This window comes from Brevundimonas sp. UBA5713, assembly GCF_002419815.1.
Classification (GTDB): Bacteria; Pseudomonadota; Alphaproteobacteria; order Caulobacterales; family Caulobacteraceae; genus Brevundimonas.
Genome location: NZ_DIGV01000039.1, coordinates 8655 through 19792, shown reverse-complemented (window position 1 = coordinate 19792; position 11138 = coordinate 8655). Strand labels below are relative to the sequence as shown.

The window sequence follows — 11138 nt, the reverse complement described above, 5'->3', positions numbered from 1 at the left end:
CACCGGCGGCGCAGGCGGCGTGCGCGCGCCCAGTCGATCCACCCACGCAAACACAAACGGGTTGAGCGAAATCGACAGCAGCGACGCCGCCAAGATCAGGTCATGGGTCTCTCGCGACATGGCCCCCAGATACATGGACAGCGCGGCAAGGATGAAGCTGAACTCGCCGATCTGGGCCAGCGATGCGGCCACCGTCAGGCTGGTTGCGCGATCCAGTTTGAAGGCGGAAGTGATGACCAGCGCCGCCAGCGATTTGCCGATGATCACGATAAACACCACCCCCAGCACGGCCAGTGGCTGGGTCAAGATAATGGTGGGATCAAACAACATCCCCACCGATACGAAAAACAGCACGGCGAAGGCATCGCGCAGCGGCAGCGACCGCTCGGCCGCATTGTGCCCCAGCGGCGTGCCGTTGAGGACCAGTCCGGCCACGAAGGCCCCCAACGCGAACGAGGCCCCGAAGACCGCGTAGGCCAGCCATGCGATGCCAAGAGCGATAGACAGCACGCCAAGGGTGAACAGTTCGCGCGACTTGGTATGGGCAATGCGGATCAGCAGCCACGGCAACACCTTGCCGCCGACCACAAACATCAACAGCACAAAGGCGGCGACTTTCACCAGGGTGACGCCGATGTTGGAGGCCAAGGCGGATGCGTCAAACACCTGACCTGCTGGCAGGACCAATAGCGGCAGCATGACGAGGGCCACCACGATCACCAAATCCTCGACGATCAGCCAGCCCACGGCGATCTTACCGATCTCGCCCTTGACCTGTTTGCGCTCTTCCAATGCTCTCAGCAGCACCACCGTCGAGGCGACCGACAGTGAAAAGCCCAGCAGCACGGCCTCTGTATGGCCCAGTCCCAGCAGGAAATGTCCCAGCAGCCAGCCCATGATGGTTGCCGCCGAAATCTGAACCAGCGCTCCCGGCAGGGCGACTTTGCGCGACTGCAAAAGATCTTTGGGCGAGAAGTGCAGCCCGACCCCGAACATCAAAAGGATGACACCGATTTCGGCCAACTGCGGGGCCAGTTCGGTATCGGCCACATATCCCGGCGTGAATGGACCAACTACGACGCCCGCGACCAAATACCCGACCAATGGTGACAGCTTCAGACGGTTGGCCAGCATGCCCAGCACAAAGGCCAGCACAAAACCCCCAACCAGAGTGACAATCAGACTGTCAGCATGGGGCATCGGCACTCCGTACAGGTGGGGGATGTTCGTTCAAGCTTTACAATGCAGTGACATCGCCAACCCAGCAATAGAAATGATCGCCGAACCGCTGTGTTGGCCGGATATTATTTCAAATGGGAACCGCGCAACGATTTAAGTCCGCTGGGAGCCATCGAGGCGATTGACCCTCCGTCCGCACTGATCCAAAGTCAGTTTCGATTTTAAACGGACCTCTCCCATGACCACAGCCTGTACCATCGACGTGACCGACTTACGGTTTAGCGCCGCTGATGGCACGGTTCTGTCGGGGCGTCTGTTTCGTCCCGCACAGCCGAATATGGCCGTACTCGTGTCTTCAGGCACGGCCTATCCGCTGGGCTTCTACGAGCGCATCGCCCGTTATCTCGCCGAGCGCGGGGCCGTGGTCCTGACCTATGATTTTCGCGGCATCGGCCAATCGACACCCGAAACGCTGAAGAACAGCTCCATCGACTACCCGGACTGGGGCCAGCAGGACATGCCCGCTGCGCTGAATGCGCTAAAGGCCCACGCTCCGAACCTGCCGGTCTTCCATATTGGCCATAGCATCGGCGGCAGCTTTGCGGGCTTTATGTCCAACCATGCCGACATCCGCGCTCACGCCTTTGTCTCGGTGGGCAGCGGTTACTGGCCCCACCACCACCGCAGCTATAATCCCGCCGAACTGTTCTTCTGGTTCGGCTTTGGTCCGCTGCATCTGCTGCGCCACGGTTATATCAAACAGGGCAAGCTGTGGACCGGCACCCACCTGCCGCCGCGCGTGTTCAGGACATGGCGGCGCTGGTGCATGACGCGTGACTTCTTCGGCTCCGAACTGCGCGCCGGAAAATTGGAGCCGCAGCACTATGCGGACGTCACGGCCCCCATCCGCTCATGGGTATTCTCGGACGATCCCATTGCCACTCCCACGGCGGCGCAGGTGGTGCTGGACCTCTATCCGAACGCGCCCAAACAGGTGATCCACCGCAGCCCCTCCGACTATGGCCGTCCTCGCATCGGCCACGAGGGCGCGTTCCGTAAGGGCATGGAACCTCTGTGGCAGGAAATACTGGATGGGTTCACTGAGGACCTTTCATCCTCGCCCGACGCTTCCTAGGTCATTGGGGGTCACCCGACACCCAAGGAGAGTATGAGTATGAGCGCCAACAACACCGTCACCGTCGATGGTCTGAGCATTCCTCTATTGGGGTTCGGCACGTGGCAGCTGAAGGGCAACGACGCCCGCCGCATGGTAGGTGAGGCCCTGCGCATGGGCTATCGCCACATCGACACGGCCTTTATTTATGAGAACGAAACAGAGGTCGGTCAGGGCATAAAGGACTCTGGCGTCGCCCGCGAAGACTTCCACCTGACCACCAAGATCTGGGTTACCAATCTGACCCGCGATGCCTTGCTGAGACAGGCCGAGGAGAGCGCCGAACGCCTCGGCTCGACGCCCGACCTTCTGCTGCTGCACTGGCCCAAGCCGCAGCCGGACCTCGCTGAAACCATCGCCGCTCTAAACGAGGCCAAGGACAAGGGCCTGACCCGCGCCATCGGCCTGTCCAACTATCCATCTGCCCTATGGCAGCAGGCGAAGGACCTGTCGCCTGCCAAGCTGGTGACCAATCAGGTGGAATACCACCCGCTGCTGACCATCAATGCGCTGAAGACCAAGGCCAAAGAGCTGGGTTCAAGCCTGACCGCATGGTCGCCCTTGGCCCGTGGCAAGGTTCTGAATGAGCCCGTCATCACCGAGATCGCCAAGAAATACGACAAGACCGCCGGTCAGGTGACCCTGCGCTGGATCACACAGCAGGGAATCATCGCCATCCCGAAAACCGCCAGCGCCGAGCGTGCCCGCGAGAATTTCGACATCTTCGACTTTGCACTGACCGAAGACGAAGTCGCCCGCATTGCCGGTCTGGCCAATGGCTTCCGCGTCGGCGACCACCTCGATCCGGCCTTCCAATGGGACGCTGACTAACGGCCTCTCTAGCGCGTGATTGGACGAAANNCCCCAATCACGCGCACCATGCCTGTCAAAAGTGCACGCGTACCCGACAACCGTCTTGGGAGGGACGTCATGGGTTCTGTACACGGATTACCGGCAGGGCACCCTGTCGATGTGATTATCGGTGCCCGTATCCGCCGCTGGCGAGACCGGCGCGGCATGGATCAGGAAACCCTGGCCCGCGCCCTGCACACCAGCGCCGCTGAAATCCGCCTGATCGAAGCCGGACGCCACCACCTCGACAGCGCCCAGATCGACGCCGCGACGCGCGCCCTTCGCCTGCCTATTTGGGCCTTGGTGAGCGATACTACCAGCTACTGAGGTGACAGACGGCGCAATGCCGCCTAATCCAGCCTCATGGCCTACAAATCCCTTCGCGATTTCATCGAACAGCTGGAAGCACAGGGCGAACTGGTGCGCGTTAGCGAACCGGTCTCCACCGTGCTGGAAATGACCGAGATCCAGACCCGTCTGCTGCGTAATGGCGGGCCCGCCGTGATCTTTGAAAAGCCCGTCATGCCCGACGGCTCGGTCAGCCCCATCCCCTGCCTTGTGAACCTGTTTGGCACCGTCAAACGCGTGGCCATGGGCGTGACGCTTGAGGGCAAACAGCGCACCACCACGCAGGAACTGCGCGAAGTCGGTGAACTGCTGGCCTTCCTGAAAAACCCCGTCCCGCCGCACGGCCTTGGCGAAGCCATGGAAATGCTGCCGCTGGCCAAGACGGTCATGTCGATGCGTCCCAAGACCGTGAAGAAAGCTCCGGTTCAGGAGGTCGTGCTGACGGGCGACGATATCGACCTGACCAAGCTGCCGATCCAGTCGTGCTGGCCGGGCGAGCCTGCGCCTCTGATCACCTGGGGCCTCGTTGTCACCAAGGGCCCGAGCGACGACCGCGAGGACGACTTCAACCTCGGCATCTATCGCATGCAGGTCTTGGGCAAGGACAAGACCATCATGCGCTGGCTGGCGCATCGCGGCGGTGCCCAGCACTATGCCCGCCACAAGAAGGCTGGCAAGCGCGAGCCCTTGCCCTGCGCCGTGGTTCTTGGGGCCGACCCCGGCACCATTCTGGCCGCTGTGACGCCCGTGCCCGAAACCCTGTCAGAATATCAGTTCGCCGGTCTGATGCGCGGCGAAAAAGCCGAGCTGGTACCGTGCAAGACCGTGCCGCTGATGGTGCCTGCCCAAGCCGAGATCGTGCTGGAAGGCCATGTGCTGCTCGACGAGCATCACCCCGAGGGGCCTTACGGCGACCACACCGGCTATTACAATTCGGTCGAAACCTTCCCGGTGTTTCAGGTCACGGCCATCACCATGCGTAAGGACCCGATCTATCTGACGACCTTCACGGGCCGTCCGCCGGATGAGCCGTCTGTGCTGGGCGAAGCGCTGAACGAGGTCTTCATCCCGCTACTGCAGCAACAATTCCCCGAGATCGTGGACTTCTGGCTGCCGCCGGAAGGGTGTTCCTACCGCATCGCCGTGGTGTCGATGAAGAAGGCCTACCCCGGCCACGCCAAGCGCGTGATGATGGGCTGCTGGTCGTTCCTGCGCCAGTTCATGTACACCAAATGGATCATCGTCGTGGACCACGACGTGAATGCGCGTGACTGGAAGGATGTCATGTGGGCCATCTCGACCAAGATGGACCCCGCCCGTGACATCACCGTCATCGAGGGCACCCCGATCGACTATCTTGACTTTGCCTCTCCCGAGAGCGGCCTTGGCTCCAAGATCGGTCTGGATGCCACCGACAAGTGGGAGCCCGAGACCAAGCGCGAATGGGGCGAGGTCATCAAGATGGACGACGACGTTGTCGAACGCGTCAACGACATCTGGGACAAGCTGGGCCTGCCCGGCGACGGCGCGCCCATCTGGAAAAAGTCCTGATCTACAAACGGGGAAGAGGTCTTTAGGGGCTCTTCCCTTTTTGCTGCGGGACTTATTGGAATATCTATGGTCACTATAGGCGTATGATCAGACGCCTCGCCCAGTCAGCCCCAACAGGTTTCAAACCGCTCTTCCACGCTGCGGTCCTGTCAGTCGCCGCGCTTCTTCTTGGCACAGCCGCGCCTTCTGCGGCCCAAGACCTACCGTCCGAGGCAGCCACTGCGCCTGACAACAGCGAAACAAGTCCCAATCCGGCCCATGATCCGCAGTTCATTCTGGCCAATCTGGATGAAGTCTCTCCCTTCAACCTGATTTTTGTCGTCGCCGACGAATGGAAGAAGGGCAATAAACTGCGCGCGGCCTTCTGGTATTATGTCTGGCAAATCCGGACCGATGCGTGGGTCACAGGGGTCGACCGCGAAGAGTTCCAGTTGGTTCGCGCCATGATGAGCGATGAGACAGGTCAGACGATCTTCAACTGGATCGCTGCCGACCCTGCTCTAATGCGCGACACTGTAGAGCGCGCCATAGGCTATGAAGCTACCCTGCCCTTATCAAAACAGCGTCCCGAAGACCTGAACGAGGCTGACTGGCTGGCTATCGTGTCAAAGTCCCGCACCGACTATGCTGCCGAACTGCGTGAAGCCTTCGCCAACACGGCGGATGAAGAGATCTTGGCCAGACGCCGCCAGAATGGCCTCCCCATCGGTACTCCCCAAGACATCGGCGCGCCTCTGGACGCACATTGGCGCTAAGGAAGCGCTGGACCCCACCCCGAATATCTGGAATCTTTCACAGCGAGAGACAGATCATGTCGCACGGGGATAGATAATGTCGAAATCGGCAAAGCTGGCGACCGCAATCCTGGTCGGAGCCCTTATTGNNCCTGCCTGCCAGCGCCATGGCTCAGAATGCCGAGCCGCCGACGGTGGCCGAGGACGCTGCTGGCTCCGGCCCTGCTCCCGCCCCCGTTCCCGCCCCTGCCCCTGCCCCTGCCCCTGCCGAGAGCATCCCCTCCATCGACGATGTTCTGGGCAATCTTGAGAACATCTCCCCCTTCAACCTTGTCTACGTTTTCCAGCAGTATTGGGACGCTGGCGACAAGCTGAAGGCAGCCTTCTGGTTTTATATCTGGCAACTGCGCACCGGCCCTTGGGCAGAACTGGATCCCGAAACCGCTCAGGTACGCGCAGCGCTGAACCAGCAAGCGGGCATGGCCATCAATGGCTGGCTGGCCGCCGATCCTGAGCTGATGATCGAGGTCGCACAGCGCGCATCGGGCTATGAAGCGAAACTGCCGCTTTGGTCGCGCCGCCCCGATGGAATTGCCGAGGATTTCTGGATCAATACGATCGCACAGCACCGGGCGGCCTATGCGGCTGAAATGGCAGACACTTTCGCAACCACGACACCGGACCAAATCCGCACCCTTCGCGCAGAAGCTGGCATGCCGGTCGGCACTCCGGCTGACCTCGGCGCGCCGCTGCCCGACGACTGGCGCTGAGCGCGATAACAAAACTTTATATTTCTCTCGTCGTTTTTCGATGAACCATTCTCTGCTGAACACAGTTCACCAACGCGGCCTATCCTAGCGCATCCGGATGTGGGTGACGCGCCGCGGGGAGTAACTGTATGAAAATGTCTATCCGTTCGAAGACTGCCATGGTTTCGGCGTGTGCGGCAGCGCTGCTGCTGGCAGCCTGTGGCAATTCCGGTGAAGCGCCCGCAGCGGGTGAACAAGCTTCCGCTTCTGCAAACGTCGAAGCGACGGCAGAAGTCGGCGAGAAGTTTTCGAACTATGCCACCGGCTTCAACGAACTGATCAGCACCTTCGGCGTCGCCTATCAGTACGACCGCTATCAGACCATGAACGTGGCCTCGGCCCAGCCGACCGCGACCTTGAACTTCCCGTCGCAAAGCTCCGTGCTTGAGCGCGCCTTGACCAGCCTGAAGGCCGGTCGCGCGGTTAACGCGGGCAATCAGGTCGCCAGCGCAGATGCTGCTGCAGACAAGCTGATTCAGAACCTCGAAGGTTTGCTGGCCAAGTACAAGGAGCTGGGTCCTTACTACGAGACCCGCGCCTACCGTGACGACGCCCTGGCCAAGGGCAAGGCCGCAGACGCCGAGATGAAGTCCCTGTTCGAAGCGACCCTCAAGTCGATTGATGAGCTGGACGTTGTTCTGACCGAACAGGACCGTGCTCAAAGCGCCCAGCGTATCGAAGCCCTGCGCAAAGCCGGTGAGGACAACGCCGCCAACCTGCTGCAAGCGACTTCGCGCGCCGAACTGCTGGTCTCCAAGGCAGGCCAAGGCGATTTCGCCGCCGGTGACACCCTCGTGACCCAACTGGAAGCCGATCTGGCCAAGCTTCGTGAATCCTCGGCCAAGATGGACGACGGCGACATGAACAAATCCTGGTACACCTCGATCGTCACCAACCTGACCTCGCTGATCGGCCAGTACCGCGACACCAAGCAGAGCCCCAGCGACAGCAACCAGGAAGCGTTGATCAACAACTACAACCAAGTGGTCAACGACATGAACCGTATCCAGATGCCCGGCTAAGCCCGCGCACGGCGATATCTCAGGAAAGCCCCGATGACCGTTCATCGGGGCTTTTTCTATGCCCCCGTTCCGGCCTAGACTGTTGGCGTTGTCGCCTGTTGGAGGGGCTTTATGCGACAGGTCATGCTGGCGGCTGTGATGGCCGCGTTAATGTCGAGTCCTGCTATGTCTGATACCCGCCCGATCACCAATATCGCCCCATGGGATCAGGACTTCCTGCCGCCGGTACCGCAGTGGAATGGTGCCTCGCGCGCCCTGTTGCGACCGGCCAGTGATGAGTGGGCCTCGGGTTTTGAGCAAGACGCCGAGCTGAACTTCAGCCCCAACTATGCTGACACCCGCGCATGGTTCGACCGTCTGGATGCGGCATCCAACCTGATCCGCATCGAAAGCTTTGGCACCTCGCCGGAGGGACGCGACATCTATGCCGTCATCGCCTCCAAGGACGGCGCACAGTTCGATCCGAACAAGCCGGTCGTGCTGGTGCAGGCCGGTATCCACCCCGGCGAGATCGACGGCAAGGACGCGGGCATGATGCTGCTGCGCGACATCGCCTTCTACGGCAAGGACCACCTGCTGGACCGCGCCAATCTGATCCTGATCCCCATTCTCAGCGTCGATGGCCATGAGCGCGCCAGCGCCTATTCACGCCCCAACCAGCGCGGCCCGCGCATTCAGGGCTGGCGCAACACCGGCACCAACCAGAACCTGAATCGCGACTATCTGAAACTGGATCAGCCCGAGATGCGCGCCGCGCGCGGCCTGATCCTGAAGTACAATCCCGATCTTTACGTGGACGTGCACGTCACCGACGGTATGGACTATCAGTACGACGTCACCTTCGGCTTTACCGGCGAGGACGACACCTTTGCCCGCTCGCCCGCCATTGCCAAATGGCTGAACGACAGCTTCAAGCCGCCGATCTACAAGGCGCTGGAAGATAACGGCCATATCCCCGGCGAACTGGTGTTTGGCCGTGACGACGATGACCCAATGGCGGGCCTGAATGACGGCGGTCTGGGCGAGCGCTTCTCCAATGGCTGGGGCGATGCGGCCCATATCCCCACCATCCTGATCGAGAACCACAGCCTCAAGCCGCACGACCAGCGCGTGCTGGGCACCTATGTCTTCATCGAAGAGGCGCTGAAGGTCATGGCCGAGCGCGTGGACGATGTCCGCGCCGCTATCGCCGCCGACCGCGCCCTGCGCCCACAGGTCATTCCGACCAATTTCGTCGAGGTCGAAGAGCCGACCGAGATCGTGCCCTTCAAGGGCATCAAATACGAAATGTATGAGAGCGCCGCCTCGGGCCGCAAGGAAATCCGCTGGCTGGGAGAGCCTGATCCGAAGCTATGGCAAATGCCGTGGTACGGTTCGCGCCCGACGCTGGAGCTGAAGCGCCCGAAGGCCTATTGGGTGCCCGCCTACCGCGCAGACATCATAGAGCGCCTTCAGGCTTCGGGCGTGGAAATGACCCGCATCGAAAACCCGACCGAGGTGGACGTCACCCTGCTGCGCCTGCAACGCCCGCAAATGTCCCAGCGCGCCAATGAAGGCCATGTCGAGGTCAAGATCGACGGCGTGACCGAAGAACAAACCCGCTGGACCTTCGCCCCCGGCTCGGTGCGCGTCTCGACCGATCAGCCGCTGGGCGATCTGGTGGTGCTGGCGCTGGAGCCACAGTCGCGCGAAAGCTATTTCGCGTGGGGCATGTTCCTCGAAGTGCTGAGCCGCGTGGAATATATCGAGCCCTATGCCATCGCGCCTCTGGCGGAAAAGATGCTGGCCGCTGATCCGGCTCTAAAGGCCGAGTTCGAGGCCAAGCTGGCCGCCGAGCCCGAGTTCGCCGCCAATCCGCACGCGCGTCTGGGCTGGTTCTACCAGCGCACGCCCTTCTATGATCAGCGCCATCTGCTGTATCCCGTCGCCCGCGAGAACTGATGATCCCTTCGACCATCCAGGCCGCAGCCCTCTGGGGCGGACTTCTGATCCTGCTGCTGTTTGTCCTGTCGGGCACAGCGGCAGGTCGCCGCCGCCGTCATCGCATTGCCTTCGGCGACGGCGGCCAGCCCGATCTGGCCGTCGCCAGCCGCGCCTTTGGCAATGCGGCGGAATATATTCCGGCGGGCCTTTGCGGCCTGATCCTGCTGGCCCTGCTGGGCGTACCGACGCCCCTGATCCACACCGTGGGCGCGCTATTGCTGACCGGACGCCTGATCCACGCCCTCGCCCTGCTTTATCAGTCGGGCCTTACCCTCGCCCGCGCCACCGGCATGACCCTGACATGGCTCGCCATGCTCATCACGGGCGTCAGCCTGATCGCATGGTCGGTGCTGTAAGTATGTGGCCGTTTACCGTAGAGATTTCTAATGGCGTGTAAGCCATTTAGGTGATGCTCACTTTGACTTGCCTACCNNCCTTCTCTTTACGGCTTAACCTGGCCTCCCGCCGCAAACCAGCAGCTTGAAACTCAACCTCAGTTAATAGTTTTTCCCACCACCTAATCGCCTCACTGATAGCCTGTTGTTGAGACAAAACACGATCTCCTACGAGTACAGAAAGGTTCTGGTCGGTAGGCACATCGTCCTTTATAGGGCGAATTAAGCGTGTGCCCACATGATACTCTTTCACAATCGCATTTCGTTCGTTGTCGATGAAAGAATGAAATATTAGATTGTGTTCTGGAACGGATTTTATGCGGTTCCATTCCAAATTTATTGCCTCTCGCAAGTAGCGCGAACGCTTCCCGTCTACTTTATGAAGAACGTGTCCGACGGCTCTCAAAAGCACGATAGTGGTTACCCAGCGTAATCGCCACGTCGTCGAACACGTCGAAGAAAGTAGTTCTCGCGCACTTCGATGGCAGTCTCTTAGAACAGACCGAGCCGCAATGGCATCGCTTGCCGGCGACAGTTGCTGCCTCTGCCTTCCCCGTTGCCAAGTCTGCGCCATAGCCACCCCCTGAATGATCCGCCAGACAGAAACCAATCTAACACGAAGAACTACTGCGGGTGGATTGCATCGGCATATCCGACGGATGTCGGAACCGACGCGCTGCCCCCCTCACATTNNCCGTTAGCTGCGGCTCAAATCCGTCTTTCAGGCATTAATCGGCCAAGCCATAAGAGCGAGGTACATCGTGACACGACTAGGTTTTATCGCTCTGTCGGCGTTGAGCATCAGTACTCCGGCGCACGCCCATCAGTTCGTCGCCTTTTTCGACTATGGCAGGGCGGAACTCTCTCAGAATGGGTACAGAATGGTCCGCGACGCTGCGGCCTATATTCTACGCGACAAACCCAGCAGAGTCGTAATCAACGCCCACATGGACACTGCCGAGGCCGCCGCCTTTTCGGACGAACTCAGCCACATGCGCGCGCAGGTGGTAGCCACAGAGCTGGTGGCCTTGGGTGTCGCCCCTCCCGTTATCGAACGCAACGGGCATGGAGCCACCGAACCCGCAAAGAAC

At 60.7% G+C, this 11138-nt stretch carries 10 protein-coding genes; 9 read left to right on the top strand and 1 reads right to left on the bottom strand.

What is annotated here, in order from left to right; genetic code table 11:
- Positions 1-1200: cation:proton antiporter (locus B3B04_RS09535; protein WP_292042282.1), on the bottom strand; the 1200-nt coding region annotated here is incomplete at its 3' end.
- A gap of 217 nt (positions 1201-1417) precedes the next feature.
- On the opposite strand from B3B04_RS09535, the gene B3B04_RS09530 reads away from it, so the two are divergent.
- The 9 genes from B3B04_RS09530 to B3B04_RS09490 all read left to right on the top strand — a co-directional run.
- A complete protein-coding gene (locus B3B04_RS09530) occupies positions 1418-2314 on the top strand; it encodes an alpha/beta fold hydrolase (protein ID WP_292042281.1) in 897 nt (298 codons plus the stop codon).
- Between the two features lie 33 nt (positions 2315-2347).
- Positions 2348-3184 (top strand): aldo/keto reductase, encoded by an 837-nt coding sequence (locus B3B04_RS09525; RefSeq protein ID WP_409516068.1) that lies wholly within the window; start codon positions 2348-2350, stop codon positions 3182-3184.
- 99 nt (positions 3185-3283) lie between these two features.
- Positions 3284-3532: a helix-turn-helix domain-containing protein gene (locus B3B04_RS09520; protein WP_292042277.1), complete on the top strand. Its 249-nt coding sequence runs from the start codon at positions 3284-3286 to the stop codon at positions 3530-3532.
- A gap of 36 nt (positions 3533-3568) precedes the next feature.
- The gene (locus B3B04_RS09515; protein ID WP_292042275.1) at positions 3569-5104 is read left to right on the top strand and encodes a UbiD family decarboxylase; all 1536 of its coding nucleotides are present in this window, start codon (positions 3569-3571) and stop codon (positions 5102-5104) included.
- Positions 5105-5187: 83 nt separating this feature from the next.
- Positions 5188-5859 (top strand): hypothetical protein, encoded by a 672-nt coding sequence (locus B3B04_RS09510; protein ID WP_292042273.1) that lies wholly within the window; start codon positions 5188-5190, stop codon positions 5857-5859.
- Between the two features lie 877 nt (positions 5860-6736).
- Positions 6737-7669 carry a DUF3829 domain-containing protein gene (locus B3B04_RS09505; RefSeq protein ID WP_292042270.1) on the top strand — a complete coding sequence of 311 codons (933 nt, stop codon included), beginning with the start codon at positions 6737-6739 and terminating at the stop codon, positions 7667-7669.
- 111 nt (positions 7670-7780) lie between these two features.
- On the top strand, positions 7781-9610 hold the full coding sequence (locus B3B04_RS09500) for a M14 family metallopeptidase (RefSeq protein ID WP_409516069.1): 1830 nt from the start codon (positions 7781-7783) through the stop codon (positions 9608-9610).
- Positions 9610-10008, top strand: coding sequence for an MAPEG family protein (locus tag B3B04_RS09495; RefSeq protein ID WP_292042265.1), 399 nt, complete (start codon positions 9610-9612; stop codon positions 10006-10008). The genes B3B04_RS09500 and B3B04_RS09495 overlap by 1 nt, the downstream gene beginning before the upstream one ends.
- Positions 10009-10808: 800 nt before the next feature.
- On the top strand, positions 10809-11138 hold a 330-nt coding region (locus tag B3B04_RS09490), incomplete at its 3' end, for an OmpA family protein (RefSeq protein WP_292042261.1).

Coding starts and splice junctions, on each gene's coding strand:
- B3B04_RS09530 (WP_292042281.1), top strand. CDS start 1,418: ATGACCACAGCCTGTACCATCGACGTGACCGACTTACGGTTTAGCGCC.
- B3B04_RS09525 (WP_409516068.1), top strand. CDS start 2,348: ATGAGTATGAGCGCCAACAACACCGTCACCGTCGATGGTCTGAGCATT.
- B3B04_RS09520 (WP_292042277.1), top strand. CDS start 3,284: ATGGGTTCTGTACACGGATTACCGGCAGGGCACCCTGTCGATGTGATT.
- B3B04_RS09515 (WP_292042275.1), top strand. CDS start 3,569: ATGGCCTACAAATCCCTTCGCGATTTCATCGAACAGCTGGAAGCACAG.
- B3B04_RS09510 (WP_292042273.1), top strand. CDS start 5,188: ATGATCAGACGCCTCGCCCAGTCAGCCCCAACAGGTTTCAAACCGCTC.
- B3B04_RS09505 (WP_292042270.1), top strand. CDS start 6,737: ATGAAAATGTCTATCCGTTCGAAGACTGCCATGGTTTCGGCGTGTGCG.
- B3B04_RS09500 (WP_409516069.1), top strand. CDS start 7,781: ATGCGACAGGTCATGCTGGCGGCTGTGATGGCCGCGTTAATGTCGAGT.
- B3B04_RS09495 (WP_292042265.1), top strand. CDS start 9,610: ATGATCCCTTCGACCATCCAGGCCGCAGCCCTCTGGGGCGGACTTCTG.